The 14,990-nt window shown below is 75.2% G+C and carries 14 protein-coding genes; 3 read left to right on the forward strand and 11 right to left on the reverse strand.

All coding sequences use genetic code 11. The features are described from left to right. Positions 1-56: 56 nt before the first annotated feature. The 8 genes from ACIRBY_RS09760 to ACIRBY_RS09795 form a co-directional block, all read right to left on the reverse strand. The gene (locus tag ACIRBY_RS09760; protein WP_403898575.1) at positions 57-650 is read right to left on the reverse strand and encodes a hypothetical protein; all 594 of its coding nucleotides are present in this window, start codon (positions 648-650) and stop codon (positions 57-59) included. A 167-nt stretch (positions 651-817) separates the two neighbouring features. Next, entirely contained in the window at positions 818-1,342 is a 525-nt protein-coding gene (locus ACIRBY_RS09765; protein ID WP_403898578.1) for a GNAT family N-acetyltransferase, read from the reverse strand. Between the two features lie 63 nt (positions 1,343-1,405). Beyond that, positions 1,406-2,113, reverse strand: a complete 708-nt coding sequence (locus tag ACIRBY_RS09770) for a TetR/AcrR family transcriptional regulator (RefSeq protein ID WP_403898581.1) — start codon at positions 2,111-2,113, stop codon at positions 1,406-1,408. A gap of 64 nt (positions 2,114-2,177) precedes the next feature. Continuing rightward, complete coding sequence (locus ACIRBY_RS09775) at positions 2,178-3,221, reverse strand: PDR/VanB family oxidoreductase (protein WP_403898584.1); 1,044 nt, start codon at positions 3,219-3,221, stop codon at positions 2,178-2,180. Then, positions 3,218-4,114 (reverse strand): metal-dependent hydrolase, encoded by an 897-nt coding sequence (locus ACIRBY_RS09780; protein WP_403898587.1) that lies wholly within the window; start codon positions 4,112-4,114, stop codon positions 3,218-3,220. Before ACIRBY_RS09780 ends, ACIRBY_RS09775 begins: the two co-directional genes overlap by 4 nt. 94 nt (positions 4,115-4,208) lie before the next feature. After that, complete coding sequence (locus tag ACIRBY_RS09785; protein ID WP_403898590.1) at positions 4,209-6,131, reverse strand: hypothetical protein; 1,923 nt, start codon at positions 6,129-6,131, stop codon at positions 4,209-4,211. Positions 6,132-6,275: 144 nt separating this feature from the next. Then, a complete protein-coding gene (locus tag ACIRBY_RS09790) occupies positions 6,276-7,070 on the reverse strand; it encodes a tyrosine-protein phosphatase (RefSeq protein ID WP_403898593.1) in 795 nt (264 codons plus the stop codon). Positions 7,071-7,199: 129 nt separating this feature from the next. Continuing rightward, positions 7,200-7,823 carry a rhomboid-like protein gene (locus ACIRBY_RS09795; protein ID WP_403898596.1) on the reverse strand — a complete coding sequence of 208 codons (624 nt, stop codon included), beginning with the start codon at positions 7,821-7,823 and terminating at the stop codon, positions 7,200-7,202. 65 nt (positions 7,824-7,888) lie between these two features. Between ACIRBY_RS09795 and ACIRBY_RS09800 the strand changes: the two genes are divergently transcribed. Both ACIRBY_RS09800 and ACIRBY_RS09805 read left to right on the forward strand, forming a co-directional pair. Beyond that, positions 7,889-8,860, forward strand: a complete 972-nt coding sequence (locus ACIRBY_RS09800) for a hypothetical protein (protein ID WP_403898598.1) — start codon at positions 7,889-7,891, stop codon at positions 8,858-8,860. Between the two features lie 76 nt (positions 8,861-8,936). Further along, a complete protein-coding gene (locus ACIRBY_RS09805; protein WP_403898600.1) occupies positions 8,937-10,397 on the forward strand; it encodes a PepSY-associated TM helix domain-containing protein in 1,461 nt (486 codons plus the stop codon). 55 nt (positions 10,398-10,452) lie between these two features. Here the strand turns inward: ACIRBY_RS09805 and ACIRBY_RS09810 are convergent, their stop codons facing one another. Together ACIRBY_RS09810 and glnII are read right to left on the reverse strand one after the other, a co-directional pair. Continuing rightward, the gene (locus ACIRBY_RS09810) at positions 10,453-11,079 is read right to left on the reverse strand and encodes a winged helix-turn-helix domain-containing protein (protein ID WP_403898603.1); all 627 of its coding nucleotides are present in this window, start codon (positions 11,077-11,079) and stop codon (positions 10,453-10,455) included. Positions 11,080-11,599: 520 nt separating this feature from the next. Further along, positions 11,600-12,619 carry a glutamine synthetase gene (gene glnII, locus ACIRBY_RS09815; protein WP_403898605.1) on the reverse strand — a complete coding sequence of 340 codons (1,020 nt, stop codon included), beginning with the start codon at positions 12,617-12,619 and terminating at the stop codon, positions 11,600-11,602. Between the two features lie 181 nt (positions 12,620-12,800). Here glnII and ACIRBY_RS09820 point away from each other — a divergent pair, with 181 nt between their 5' ends. Beyond that, on the forward strand, positions 12,801-13,766 hold the full coding sequence (locus ACIRBY_RS09820; RefSeq protein ID WP_403899559.1) for a Gfo/Idh/MocA family protein: 966 nt from the start codon (positions 12,801-12,803) through the stop codon (positions 13,764-13,766). Positions 13,767-13,798: 32 nt separating this feature from the next. On the opposite strand, the gene ACIRBY_RS09825 is transcribed toward ACIRBY_RS09820, so the two are convergent. Then, positions 13,799-14,368 (reverse strand): hypothetical protein, encoded by a 570-nt coding sequence (locus ACIRBY_RS09825; RefSeq protein WP_403898608.1) that lies wholly within the window; start codon positions 14,366-14,368, stop codon positions 13,799-13,801. Positions 14,369-14,990 lie beyond the last annotated feature (622 nt).

A 14,990-nucleotide genomic window follows, 5' to 3' on the forward strand; every position in this document is an offset into this window, starting at 1 on the left:
CGCAGACGGGGTGGTGCCGGCCGCGGTCCGGCACCACCCCGTCAGGCCGTCCCGGCTCAGACCCGGACGCGGACGGCTTCCATCCGCCGGGACTGACCGGTGGTGCCCACGTACACCGGATTCCCGTTCAGCGCGTTCAGCCAGCCCAGATCGGCCACGTGCGCCTGCGCCGCCACGCTGCCGTTGCCGACCTGGAGGCCCAGCGCCTCCATCCGCCGGGACTGGCCGGTGGTGCCGACCGTCACCGCCGTGCCGTCGCCCGCGCACCGCCAGCCCTGCCAGCCGATGTCGGCCAGGTGGGCGTCGGCACAGATCCCGCCCGTCCCGCTGGTCGCGACGGTCAGGGCCTCCATCCGGCGGGACTGCCCGGTGGTGCCGGCCACGGCGCCGTCGCACACCGCCGGCTGCCAGCCGATGTCCTGCACGTGGGCGGCGTAGCAGACCACCCGCGCGGCGGGCGCGAGCGCGTGCCGGCGGGCGGCCGCCGCCTGTACGTCCGCGACCACCGAGGCCGGCGCCTCGGCCACCGCACCGCCCCCGGCCGGCGCCGACGGCCGCGCCTGGGCCCCGGCCGTGCCCGCGGCCCCCAGAACGCCCGCCAGCGCCAGCCCCAAGACGACGCTCGCGGACCTGCTCGTGGAAATCCTCATGGTGTTCCCCTCCTGGTACCGACTGGTCGCGACCATCAGTACCGTCGGGCCGGGAACCCGGGCAACCGGTCCCCGCGCGGACGGCCGAGAGCCGCCCCGGCATGGCGGGCGCGGCGGGGTTGCGCCCCGCGGCCGTGCCGTGCCGCCCGTGCCGTGCCGCCCGCGCCTCAGACGTCGAGGCGCCGCTCCAGCAGGATCACCCCGTACACCCGGCCGTCCTGGCCCTGCTTCGACGGGAACTCGCCGACCACCCGGTAGCCCGCGCCCTGGTAGTACGCCAGCAGCCGCGGGTTCGTGGACACGCAGTCCAGCCGCGCCCGCTCCCGCCCGGTCCGGGCGATCCGCCGCTCGGCGTGTTCGAGGATCCGCAGCCCCGTACCCGGAGCGGCCGTCTCCCGGTCCACCATCAGCCGGTGCACATAGCCCGCGACCGGCGGCTGGACCCCCCAGGCCTCCTCGTCGGACCACCACAGTTCGTACGCCCCGACCACCTGGCCGTCGGGGTCCGCGGCCAGCCACACCTCCCCGTCGCGCATCTTCGCGCGGAAGTGCGCGGCGTCCTTCTCGCCCGGCTTCCACTGGTCGATGCCCTGCTTGCGCATCCACCGGGCGGCCTGGTCGTACAGCTTCACCAGGATTCCGGCGTCCTTCTCCTCGGCCGCCCGGAACACGATCCCGTCGTCAATGATCACGCGGGCATTATCGCCAGCCGCGCGGCCCGGTCCCACCCGCCCCCGGAAGCCGGCGCGCAGCGCTCACCCGCCCTCGCGCGGCCCCGGCACCAGGGCCGCCAGCCGCCCGACCAGCTCACCGAACGGCCCGTCGGCCGGCTCGCCCGCCAGGATCCGTACGAGGATCCCCGCCATCTCCGCGTCGTACGCCGCGCTCACGGCGGCCAGCGCCGCGAAGTCGTGCACCAGCTGGAGCTCCAGCTCGGCCCGGGGGATCCGCCGCCCGTCCAGCCACAGCAGCGCCGTCGACTCGGCCAGCGACACCCAGGACCGCACCACGAGCTCCAGGCGGGCCGGGGGGTGCTGGACGCCGATGTGCAGCAGGATCTGCTCGTACGCCGCCTGCCGCACCTCGTCGATCATCGCGTTGGCCCGGCTGCTGCCCGCGGGCGGACCGCCGCGCAGCAACGCCGAGAAACCGGGCCCGTGTTCGTCGACGAAGGCGAAGTAGCGGCCCATCACCCGCAGCAGCCGGGCCCCGAGCGGACCGTCCTGCGGCTCGACGAACCGCTCGGCCAGCTCGTCCGCGGCCCGCCGCAGCGCGGCCTCGTACAGGCTCAGCTTGCCCGGGAAGTAGTGGTAGACCAGCGGCCGGGATATCCCGGCCGCCGCCGCGATCTCGTCGATCGACACGTCGTCGGGGGAGCGGTGGCTGAACAGCTCCAGGGCAACCCCGATCAGCTGCTGCCGCCGCTCCTCGACACCCATCCTGCGCCGCACCCCGGTCGTCATGCCGACACCCTACTTCGCAGGCCCGTCCGGGCCGAACGGAGCGACGGGGCGGGGCGGTCGGCGGCTACAGGTCCAGCGTGATCCGGTCCGAGGCGGCGCGGGAGACGCACAGCAGCATCGAGTCCGCGCGCTCCTCGTCCGTCAGGAGGTCGTCGCGGTGGTCGACCCCGCCCGCCAGGACCCGGTGCCGGCAGGTCCCGCAGAAGCCCTGCTCGCAGGAGTAGGGGGTGTCGGGCAGGACCCTGCGCACCGCGCTCAGGGCCGACTCGTCGGCCGCGACCTCCACCGCACGGCCCGAGCGGGCGAGTGCGACGGTGAAGGCCCGCGCGGGCCCGGCGGCCGCCGCGCCGAACCGCTCCAGGTGCACCGCCGACGGGTCGGGGGCCGCCTCCCGCACCGCCCGCATCAGCGGGTCCGGGCCGCAGCAGTAGACCAGGGTGCCCGGCCGGAGCCCGGCCAGCGGGGCCAGGTCGGGCAGGCCCGCCTCGTCCTGTGCGACGACCGTCACCCGGTCCCCGTAGGCGGCGAGTTCGGACAGGAACGGCATCGAGGCGCGCGAGCGGCCCCCGTACAGGAGCGTCCAGTCGGCGCCCGCCGCCGTCGCGGCGCGGAGCATGGGCAGGACCGGGGTGATCCCGATGCCGCCGGCGACGAAGGCGTAGGCGGGGGCGGGCAGCAGCGCGAACCGGTTGCGCGGTGCCCGCACCTCCGCTTCGGCGCCCTCCACCAGCCGGGCGTGCGCCTCGCGGGAGCCCCCGCGCCCGTCCTCGACCAGCCGGACCGCGATCGTGTAGCGGCCGGAGTCGGCCGGGTCCCCGCACAGCGAGTACTGGCGCACCAGCCCCGACGGCAGCCGTACGTCGACGTGGGCGCCCGGGGTCCAGGCGGGCAGCTCGTCGGACTCCAGCACCAGCCGCAGCACCCCCTCGGCCGGCTCCGTGCGCGAGACGACCAGGGTGCGCAGCCAGCGGCGCGGGGAGTGGCCCGACACCGGTGTCTCCAGGGCGGGGAGCGGCCACAGGGGGGAGCGGCCGATGCGCCGGCGCAGCGCCCGCCGGGTCAGTGCGGCGGCCCCCGCCACCGCCGTCACGGCCAGGGCCCGCCTCACGGCCGCACCCCGCCGTTGGCGCCGGGGGAGGAGGCCAGGTAGGCCACCGCCTGGGCGGTGGAACCCTCCTGGGAGGGGTGGTAGGTGCGCGAGAGGTAGGTGGGGATCGACCGGGCCATCGCCCCCGCCGAGGGCAGGACCCCCCTGCGCCCCGCCCGGACGAACTGGCCGAGGGAGGCCTTGGCGCCGGGCCGCAGCGGGTCGTTCTCCATGAAGAAGCGGGCGCCGCGCTGCCAGAGGAAGACCAGGGCGGTGAAGGCGGTGGCCCAGGTCCGGGCCCGGCGGCGGTAGTTGCCGTCCACGTGCATGAACAGGTCGAAGGCCACGGAGCGGTGCTCGACCTCCTCGGCGCCGTGCCAGCGCAGCAGGTCCAGCATCATCGGGTCGGCGCCGCGCCGGTCCAGCTCCTGCGCGTTGAGCACCCAGTCGCCGAGGAAGGCGGTGTAGTGCTCGATCGCCGCGATCATCGCGACCCGTTCCATCAGCCACCACCTGCGGGCCCGGCCGGGTGGCAGGGTGCGGTCGCCGAGGAGCTTCTCGAAGAGCCAGTCGACCTGCGCGGTGTACGGGGTCGGGTCCAGGCCGAGGCGCTTGAGGTGGGGCAGCACGTCGTCGTGGGCGGCGGCGTGCATGGCCTCCTGCCCGATGAACCCGAGGACGTCCGCCCGCAGCCGCTCGTCCGTGACGTACGGGAGCACCTGCTTGTAGACGTGCACGAACCAGCGCTCACCGGCGGGCAGCAGCAGGTGCAGCACGTTGATGGTGTGCCCGGCGAAGGGTTCGCCGGGCAGCCAGTGCAGCGGGGTGTCGTCCCAGGAGAAGGAGACGTTCCGCGCCTGGAGGTCTATGTGTTCCGACGCCACGGGGGCGGGCGCGAGCGGCGTATTAGACATGGCGTCAATGTACTGAGGGGTACGGCCGAGGAAAACCCCCCGGCACGGCCGAATCCCCCAAGGGCGCACCCGCCGCCCGCGGTCGGCACGGAACCTAGCGGAGCGCCCCCGCCCTGCTCCCGTCGGTCAGCTTCCCCGACAGGTCCACCTGGGCGCCCTCCGGCGCCTTCACGGCCAGCCGGTTGCCGTTCGCGCTGCCGTTCACCCCGCCGCCCGTCGCCGTCACGGAGGCGAACTGCGCGCTCCCCGACGCCAGGACGTACCACTGCCCCGCCCGGGACTTCCACAGCACCCCGGCCAGCACCCGCGGCTCCCGCGGCCCGCACGCCGGGGACCCCTCCGCCTTGGCCGCCTGCGCCGCCAGCGCGGCCCCGGGCGCCAGGAACTGGACCTGCACCCGGTCCGCCGTCCCCTGCCAGGTCTCCGCCCGGCTGCACAGCCAGGTCGCCGCCCCGTCGCCCTCCGGCAGCGGCTGCTTCGCGTAGGTCCACGCGTTGACGGAACGCACCCCGTGCGAGCGCACCGACGGCAGCAGGCACGCGGTCTTCGACCACTCGCCGAGCTCCGCCGCCTCCGTCACGTCCCGTGCGGCACCCGGCGCGCCCGAGGTCAGGCGGGCCGGGGTCAGCTCGCCCAGGTCGGTGACCAGCCGGGTGGCCCCGTCGCCGGTCAGGGCCAGCGCGTTCCAGCCGGTGCACTCGCCGTTCGCCGCGGGACCCAGGACCGGCGGGGTGAGCCCGTCCGGGGTGAGCTTGAGCGCGGACGGCTCGTCACCGGGCTTCAGCAGGTCGCGCACGGCGGCCGCGGTCACCCAGGGGGCCGTCAGATAGCGGACGTTGCCGTCGACCCGGCTGAGCACCAGCGCGGTCGCGGTGTCCGCCGTCGCCCCGTCGGTCCGCGCGAAGTCCAGGGCCGCGCCAGCCGTCCCGTTGCGCGGCTCGGCGTACCGCACCACGCGCAGCCCGTCGTACAGCAGCACCACCACCGCCTGGTCGACGGTGCCCGCGAACAGCAGCTGGGGCGGACCCATGGGCGGCCCCGACGGGGTGCCGGGGGTGGCCGAGACCACCACCGACGCACCGGGGCGGGCCCACACGGCCAGCGCCCGCCGCAGCAGCTCGGTGTCCCCGGCCCGGTCGCCGCGCGCCGGCCAGGCGGAGTAGTCCGTACGGGAGGACGTGCGCCACACCGCCGGCGCGACCCGCACCAGCTGCCCGGGGTCCAGGGCCTGCTCCGCCACCGCGTTGCGCGCGTACGGCGGGGCGGCGGGCCCGTCCGCGCCCCAGCCGCCGCCCGGGATCGCCAGCAGCGCCCCGCACACCACGAGGGCGGCCGCCCCGGCCACGGCAGCCCGCACGAGGCGGCGGCGGCGCAGCAGGTCGGTGGGCCGGGCCTGGAGTACGCACGGGTCGAACTCGGGGGAGGCGAACAGGGCGTCGTGCGCCGGGTCCCCGGACTCCGCGACCGCCGCCGCCGGGTCGGCCACCCCGGCCTCGGCGAGCACCCGCAGCACGTCCGGCTCCGCCAGTCCCTCCAGCGCCCGCAGCACGCACGCCGCCCGGCCGGGGCCGTTCAGCGTGGCCAGCCACTGGTCCAGGGCCAGCTCCTCGGCCCCGCCCGCCCGGGGGAACAGCCGCAGCCCCCACACCTGCGGCAGCGGCGCCGGCAGCTGCCCGCGCAGCGGAAGCGCCCTGAAGGTCAGCGGCACCCCCGCCTCCAGGGCGGAGCGCAGCACGCGCAGCCGCACGTACGCGTACCCGGAGTCGGGCCCGCCCAGCCCGCCCCGCTGCGCCGGCACCCCGCCCTGCACCGCCCCGGCGTCGGCGGCCCGCCGCCCGCGCGGCAGGGCGCGCTGGGTCAGCGAGTGGGCGGTGAGCACCCGCCGGTTGCGGCCGAGGGCGGGCGGCAGCACCAGGTAGGCGAGCCGCACCAGCCGCGGGTAGTGCTCGACGATGGCGGCCTCGGCCTGCTCGACGTCGGGGGGCAGGGGGCGGGTGGCGGTATCCGGCGCAGTCACGTTCAGCAGAACGAGCGAATGGTGGGATGGTCACCCGCACCAGCGCACACGTTCGGACGAATCGGGCGCTCCGGGCGTGACGTCGGGCCGGTTCGGCCGGTCAGGCTACGGGCCCCTCCGGGCGGGGCCGGCCGCTCCGGCCGGTCAGGCGACGAGCCGGGCGCGCAGGGCGGCGACCGTCTCGTCCGGGACGCCCAGGCCCTCGCGGACGTACTTCTCCATCGACCCGTAGCGGACCCGGACCTCGTCCAGGCCGGCCTCCAGGTACGCGGGGAACACCCCGATCAGCGCCAGCGCGATGTCCGGGTCCCCGCCGGCAGCGGTGAAGCCCTCGATCATCGGGGCGAAGGCCGCCTTCACCGCCGGGTTCACCGCCAGGTACTCGGCCATCAGGGTGTCGTCGTCGGCCCCGAGCAGCGACAGGAGCACCGTCGCGCCCCAGCCCGTACGGTCCTTGCCGGCCGTGCAGTGGAACAGCAGCGGTCCCGCCTGCGCGTCGGCGGCCTCGGTCAGCAGCGTGCGGTACGCGGCGTGCGCCGAGCCGGTGGCGACGAAGGACCGGTAGACCGAGCCGAACAGGACCTGCGCCCTGCCCCCGCCCAGGTGCTCCTCGGCCACCGCAGGGTCGGCCAGGAGGTCCTTGAGCTGCGAGGCGGCGGGCATCCGGCCGTCGCTGATCTTGTCCGCCAGGACGTCGCGCACCAGCAGGCGGACGCCGGCCGGTATCAGGTCCGGGTGGTCGGCGCGCTCGGCGTCGCTGCGCAGGTCGATGACGGTGCGCAGGCCCAGCGCGGCCACCGCCGGGTCGGCGTCGAGGTCGAGCCGGTCGAGGGCGCCCGAGCGCAGGACGAGGCCCGGGCGGACGGTGCGGCCGCCGGCGAGCGGGGTGCCACCGAGGTCGCGGAGGTTGGCGACGGTGGTGGAGGGCGTGGCGGTCATCGTGGCGGCTCCAGCTTTCTGCGCGCGGGGCGGGACGGCCCGGCCCGGCGGGGTGAGGTGACGCGTGTCAAGCGGTGGTGCGGGTCGTACGGGGTCGCGACGCGGTGGCGGCCGCTGTCGCACCCATGCTCAGATATGAGCGATTTTCCGATGGTTTGATCCGGAAAGACAATCGACGGCGACCGAGACCCCGATCCCGAGACCCAGCGCCACGAGGTGCCCGGCGTCGGTGAAGGTCCGCTCACGCCGCAGCACCGGCCGCACCGCGAGCGCCAGCAGCCCGGCCCGGACCGTCGTGCGCACGGCCCCGCGCGGCAGGGCCGCGGTCAGCGCGCCGAGGACGGCGTTGAACCCGTAGCTCGTGCCGACGTCCAGGGCCCGGCGGGTCTCACGGTCGGCCGTGCGGCGCAGCACCCCGTAGACGAGGAGCGTCGCCGAGGCGTGCCCGAAGAGGAAGACCGCGGCCGTCCACCAGGCCCCGTACGTGTACTCCGCGTAGCCGAGCACCGCGACCAGCAGCAGGGCGTACGGCAGCGGCATCGGCTCCTCGACGACGAGCGCGCTGCTGAGCAGGGTCTCCCAGCGGCCGCCGTCGAGGTTGTCGACGTTGGTCGAGCAGTCGCGCAGCATCCGCTCCCGGTCGGCCGGGGCCAGCCGCCCCAGCGCGTGGGCCCCGAGCTGGACCCCGCCGGTGTAGAGCGCGCCCAGCGGGCCCAGGGGGAGCGAGGACCATGACCGCAGCAGTCGATTCACCCGTCCATGATCGGATACGGCCCTGGAGCGCACGGCGCCGGGCCCCGTGAGAGCATGACCGGGACATGTCCGAACCCCGCCCCCGCGTGCCGATGCGCGCCCCGCGCGCCGCGATGTTCGCGGCGGTGTGCGTGGCGCTGGCCGCCGTGGGGCACGCCCGCATGTCGGGCGCCGACATTCCCCCGGGCCTGCTCCTGGGGGCCTTCGCGGCGACCGCCGCCCTCGCCTGGACGGCCGCCGGCCGCCGTTGCGGCCCGCTGGGCATCACGGCGGCCCTGCTGGCGGTACAGGCGGGGCTGCACCTCGCCTTCTCCGCCGGCCAGGGCCACGGCTCCGCCCCGATGGCGGGTCACCACCCGGTGCCGGGCATGCCCATGGGCGCCGGCCCGTCGGGGGCACACCCCGACGGAGCCGCCGCCGGGACGGCCCGCGCCGCGGGGCTGCACGACCCGGCCGCGATGGCCGACGCCACCGCCACGGGCACGGCCCACGTCTCGGGCATGGTCGACGGGATGGGCTCGGCGGCCGGGATGGCCCACTCGGGCACGGCCCACGTCTCGGGCATGGCGGACGGGATGGGCTCGGCGGCGGGGATGGCCCATTCGGGCACGGCCCACGTCTCGGGCATGGCCGACGGCATGGGCTCGATGTCCGCGATGTCCGACGGCATGGGCGGCGCCCTCGCCGATCTGCTCGGCGCGGCCGGGCACGGCGGCCTCGGGATGGTCGCCGCGCACCTGCTCGCCGGCCTGTTCTGCGCCGTCTGGCTCGCCTGGGGCGAGGCCGCCGTGTTCCGGCTGGCCGGGGTCCTCGGGGCCACCGCCCTGCTGGCCGCCCGGCCGCTCGCCCGCGTCCTCGCGCTGCTCCGCGCCCGGACGGCCCCCGTACCGGGCCCGCCCGCGCAGCGCCCCTCGTACGAGCGGCCGCGCCGCCTGCGCGGAGCCGTGCACGCCCACACGGCCGTGCGCCGCGGCCCGCCCCTCCGGTGGAACACCCGCACCACGGCCCCCCGGCCGCTTCCCGCCCGCGCCGTCTGACCGGCGCACCCTCCTTCGGTGAGGGCGCGGCGGGACCGGGGGCCGATCCCCCTGTTTCGCCGAACCTAGGACCGACATGTCCCTTGACGACCTCACGGACGCCCCCGCGCGGGACGCCGACACCGGACCCGCGCCCGAGAACACCGGAGCCGGCCGCCCCGGCGGCTGGGCCGCCCTGCGGCCGCTGCTCCTGCGCCTGCACTTCTACGCCGGGCTGCTCGTCGCCCCGGTCCTCTTCCTCGCCGCCGCCACCGGCCTGCTGTACGCCGGATCCTGGCAGGCCGAGCGGATCCTCTACTCCCACGAGCTGACCGTCGACCGGGTCGGCGAGGCCGCCGTCCCCCTCGGTACCCAGGTGAAGGCCGCGAAGTCCGCCGAGCCCCAGGGCAAGGTCGTCGGCGTGTGGCCCGCGCCCGAGGCCGACGCCACCACCCGGGTGATCATGGAGGACCCGGGCCTGGCGGAGGGCGAGACCCGCACCGTCTTCGTCGACCCCTACACCGCCGAGGTCCGCGGGCAGCTCACCACCAGCGGTGACGCGCTGCCCCTGAGGGCCTGGCTGAGCGAGTTCCACGCCAGCCTCCAGCTCGGGGAGTTCGGCCGGAACTACAGCGAACTCGCCGCCAGCTGGCTCTGGGTGGTGACCCTGGGCGGCCTCGCCCTGTGGATCGGACGCCGCCGCACCCGCAGGGCCGCGCTCGTCGTGCCCGACCGGAAGGCCACCGGCCGCCGCAAGACCCTCTCCTGGCACGGCAGCATCGGCCTCTGGGCCGCCGTCGGCCTCGTCGGCCTCTCCGCGACCGGCCTGACCTGGTCGAAGTACGCCGGTGAGAACATCGGGCAGCTCCAGGACCGGCTCGGCGGGGCCACCCCCTCCGTCGCCGCCGCGCTGAAGCCGGGCGCCGCAGCCGCCGACGGCGGCGACGAGCACGCCGGGCACGTCATGCCCGACGGCACGGAGATGTCCATGCCGATGCCCGCCACCGACATAGGCATCGACAAGGCCGTCGCCGCCGCCCGGGCCGCCGGGGTCACCGAGAGCCTGCGCGTCACCCTGCCCGCCAAGGGCAAGGGCTACGTGGTCAAGGAGGCCGACAAGACCCTGCCGGTGCACCTGGACGCGGTCGCCGTCGACCCCGCCGACGGCCGGATCATGGACGAGCTCCGCTTCGCCGACTACCCGCTGCTCGCGAAGCTGACCCGGTTCGGGATCGACCTGCACATGGGTCTGACCTTCGGGATCGCCAACCAGATCGCGCTGGCCGCGCTCGCCGTCGCGGTGATGTTCCTGATCGTCTGGGGCTACCGGATGTGGTGGATGCGCCGGCCCACCAAGGAGCGCACCCTCTCGGTCGGCCGCGCCCAGCCGCGCGGGGCCTGGCGCAGGCTGCCGGTGACCGTGCTGCTGCCGTTCGCCTGCGTGACCGCGCTGGTCGGATGGTTCGTCCCGCTGCTGGGCATCAGCCTGCTGGCGTTCCTCGTGGTGGACGCGGTCCTCGGCCTCGTCGCCCGCAGGCGGGCGCCCGGGGCCGCGTAGCGACGACGGCGGGCCCGGGCGCGCTCCGGTGCGGCCGGGCCCGCCGCCGCCCTGGTCACGGCGTGTACTTGTACCCCACACGGCGGACGGTCTGGATCGCGCCGCGGTGCGCCGCGCCCAGCTTGCGGCGCAGGCGGGCGATGTGGACGTCGACCGTCCGGCCGTCGCCGACGTGGCCGTAGCCCCACACCGTCGTCACCAGCTGGTCCCGGCTGTGCACCCGGTGCGGGTGGGCCACCAGATGGGCGAGCAGCTCGAACTCCAGGTAGGTGAGGTCCATCGGCTCGCCGTCGACCTCCGCCGTGCGCCGCGCGGTGTCGATCCGCACGAGGGCGTCTCCGGTCGTCGTCGAGGACGGGGCCGCAGGCTGGACCGGCACGGCGGCTCCGGCTCCCGGTCCGGCTCCGCGCACCGGTACGGGAACGGACTGCGGGGCGAAGGCGATCGGCTGCTGGTCGGCCGGTACGAGGACCAGGTAGCCGACCATCGGAGGCTGGCCCGGCAGCGCGGGAACGGCGTGCTGGGGCGCGGGCAGCCAGGTGGCGCCGGGCGGGAGCAGGTCCACCACCCGGGCCACCTCGTCCCGCTCCACGGCCCGCAGCCGGTGGCGGGCGGGCGGGAAGGGCGGGGGAGCGGAGGTCGCAGCGGAGGCGGCAGAAGCGATGGAGCGGGTGTTCGCCATGAGTGGTCAGCTCTTTCACGCGGAGTGGTCGGCAGAAGACGTACGTGTGCATGGGCACGTGTGCGGATGCACGTAGTCGTTGCGTACCGCGCAGACCGAAGGCCCCGGGCGGGTCTGGTGAGAGGTCCCGGAAGGCTTTAGAGGGCCGGCGCGTTCTCGGCGCGGCGACACACCCGGTCGAAATCGTGGTCCTGACGGGACGGCCAGAACGGCTCCAGGTCGCTGCGACCTGTCGGGGTGTACGAGTGGCTGGCCATGGGCGCCATTGAAGCAGAAACAACGGGCCCGAGGCAGGCTGCGTCTCACTCCGTGGATCGGAATCTCATATTCTGTCGTGACGTCTTCGTCAGGTCGTGGCAATCCCGACAAACCTTCAACAGGAAAGCCGCTTCCGCCAGTCCAGTCCGGTCACCCGTATCGCATCGTGGGCGGATCCGTCCCACGCCCATGCCGGCCCCGCTCCAGCCCTCCTCCCGGGCGGCCCGGCGGGACATCGCCTCGGCAACACGGCGCGCCCGGGTCAGACCAGGCCGTCCCGCTCCAGCCCGGTGCAGCACGTGTCCACGATCAGGCGGGTCACCACGTACGGGTCCACGTTCGCGTTCGGGCGGCGGTCCTCGATGTAGCCCCTGCCGTCCTTCTCCACCTGCCACGGGATGCGGACCGATGCGCCCCGGTCCGAGACCCCGTAGCTGAACTCGTTCCAGGGGGCCGTCTCGTGCAGGCCCGTCAGGCGCTCGTCGATGCCGGCGCCGTAGTTCTTGACGTGGTCCAGCGGCTTGCTGCCCTCGCCCAGCGCCTCACAGGCGGAGATGATCGCGCGGTAGTCCTCGCGCATCGCCTTCGTGGAGAAGTTGGTGTGCGCCCCCGCGCCGTTCCAGTCGCCCTTGACGGGCTTCGGGTTGAGCGTCGCCGAGACGTTGAAGTCCTCGGCCGTGCGGTACAGCAGCCAGCGCGCGATCCACAGCTGGTCGGAGACCTCCAGCGGTCCGACCGGTCCGACCTGGAACTCCCACTGGCCGGGCATCACCTCGGCGTTGATGCCGGAGATCTCCAGCCCGGCGGCGAGGCAGTGGTCCAGGTGCTTCTCGACGATCGCGCGGCCGAAGATCTCGTCCGCCCCGACGCCGCAGTAGTAGCCGCCCTGGGCGGCCGGGAAGCCGCCCACCGGGAAGCCGAGCGGGCGGGCGCCGTCGAAGAAGGTGTACTCCTGCTCGATGCCGAAGACCGGCTCCTGCGCGGCGAACTCCTCGGCGACCGGACGCAGCAGCGCGCGCATGTTCGACTCGTGCGGGGTCATGTCGATGTTCAGGACCTCGCACAGCACCAGGACGTTCTCCCCGCCGCGGATCGGGTCCGGGCAGGAGAAGACGGGCTGGAGCACGCGGTCCGAGGCGTGGCCCTCCGCCTGGTTGGTGCTGGAGCCGTCGAAGCCCCAGACCGGCGGCTCCGCGCCGTCCGCCAGGATCCTCGTCTTGGAGCGGAGCTTCGCCGTCGGCTCGGTGCCGTCGACCCAGATGTACTCAGCCTTGTAGCTCACGGGCCCATCCATCCTGACTCTGCGGGTGCTGCGTCTTGGCTGGAAGGGTCCCCCTCGGCGATTTCTCACCCGTTGCCCGTATGTGAACCCCTTGTTACCGGGGTTTACACCGCAGGTCGGGTGGCTTGTGCGGGTCGACGGTCGCGCACCCGTCCGGGTGGGGCAGACTGAGCAGGTGAGCATTTCGTACGATTTGAACTCTTCCGGTGAGGGCTCCGAGCGGACCTCCGGCCGGCGTCGCCCCCGCGTCGGCCTGCTGGGCACCGGCCCCTGGGCCCGCCGCACCCACGCCCCCGCCCTCGCCGCCCACACCGGCTCCGACTTCGCCGGCGTATGGGGCCGCCGGCCCGAAGCGGCGGCCGAGCTGGCGGGCGCCCACGGCGTGAAGGTGTACGAAGACCCCGACGCGCTCTTCGCGGACTGCGACGTGGTGGCCTTCGCCCTGCCGCCGGACGTCCAGGCCCCGCTCGCCGTACGCGCCGCGGCGGCCGGCTGCCACCTGCTGCTCGACAAGCCCGTCGCCACGACCGCCGCGGACGCCCGCGCCGTGGCCGACGCCGCCGCCGCGCACGGGGTCGCCTCCGTCGTCTTCCTGACGCTCCGCTTCGCCCAACCCACCGCCGGGTGGGTCCTCGAACAGGCCGGGCGCAGCGGCTGGTTCACCGCCTCCGCGCACTGGCTCGGCGCGGTCTTCCCGCCCGGCGGCGAGCCCAGCGCCTACGCCGACTCGCCCTGGCGCAAGTCCAAGGGCGGACTGTGGGACGTCGGCCCGCACGCCCTGTCCGTCCTGATCCCGATCCTCGGCGACGTCACCGCCGTCACCGCCGCCCGGGGCCCGTCCGACCTGGTGCAGCTCGCCCTGCGGCACGCCTCCGGCGCCGCCAGTACGGCCGTCCTCAGCCTGGGCGCACCGCGCGCGGCGGCCGGGGTGGGCCTGGAGCTGCGCGGGGCCGAGGGCGTCTTCAGGCTGCCCGACTGGAGCGACGTACCCGGCGCGTACGGGCGCGCCCTGGACGCCGTCCTCACCGCGGCCCGCACGGGCGTACCGGACCCGCGCGGGGCGGAGTTCGGAGCCCGCCTGACGGAGATCCTGGCGGAGGCCGAGGAACAGCTGACCGGGGCGGCGGTCTCCGCGCCCGTCGCCTGAGAGGAGCCGGCCGCCGCCCGACGCGGCGGCCGCTACTTGATGAGGGCGTTGGCGACGATGATGGCCAGGCCGATCGTGCCGTCGGCCAGACCGATCAGCAGCGCCGTCGTGAGCCGGTAGCCGACCCGGACCGCCACCAGGGAGCCCCAGGCGAAGAGCAGCGCGGTGTTCAGCCCGAGCCCCACGGCCGTCACCCCGTACGACTCCCAGTGCGCGATCCCGGCGAGGACCAGCAGGAGCACCGTGGGCAGGGTGGCCGCGATCATCGGCCACTCGTTCCGCAGCGCCCGCACCAGCAACCGCCACCGGTGCGCCGCCGAGCCGTCCCGGTGGCTGGCCATGTGGTGCGAGTACCCGTGCGCGAGCCCGGCCGCGGCGGCGGTGACGAGGACCCAGCTGGCGTCGTAGAGCGGGGTGTACTCCCCGCCCTGCTGATCGAGCGCGGCCAGCAACCCGCTGGCCAGCACGGTCCCGTACACCCCACCGAACATCCAGTCGGCCCCGCGCCGGGGCGGGGGGAGGGGGGTGGGGGCGGCGTTGTGAAGCTGCTGGGGGTGGTGGGGGTGGTGGGGGTGGTGGGGGTGGGGGTGGTGGTCGGTCACGGTGGGGGTCCTTGCAGTGGAGCGTCTTTTGTTGCTGTTTGTCCCTTTGGTGTCCGGTCCACCCTACGGGGTGAAGGGTGGGGGCGATGTGAAGAGCGGGGCGGGACCGGGGGGGCGGGATGTGGGCGGGGCGGTCTCAGGGAGGGTTGGGGGGTTCCCGCCAGTCTCATCGTCCTTCCGTGTCGGGCCGGCCTGTCAAGGGCGCTCCTTCGTCGCGTCGCTGCGCGATGGCCTTCGGCCACCCTTGACAGGCCGTCCCGCCACGAAAAGCCGAAGACTGCCGGGAACCCCCCAAAGGAACGGGACGGAGCAGAGACGGGCATGCGGCGGGAGCAGCGATGAGGCGGGGTGGTCGGGGGTCGCCTCACCGCCCCTCCGGGCCGACATCCGGTGGAGGCCGGGGCCGCCCCACGCGCCAGATCGCTACGCGCTCCTCATTCCTCAGCGTCCGACGGCCGTCCGGGGCCGATCCCCGCACCAAAGGACGACCGGATGGCCATCCGGGGCGGGTGGGCGCCCCAGATCGCTACGCGCTTCTCGTTCCCCGGCGTCCGACGGCCGCCTGGGGCTGATATCCGCACCGGAGGACGACCGGATGGGCGGCAGGGGGTGGGTCGTAGAG

It is taken from the genome of Streptomyces sp. NPDC096136 (assembly GCF_044763325.1).
Classification (GTDB): domain Bacteria; phylum Actinomycetota; class Actinomycetes; order Streptomycetales; family Streptomycetaceae; genus Streptomyces.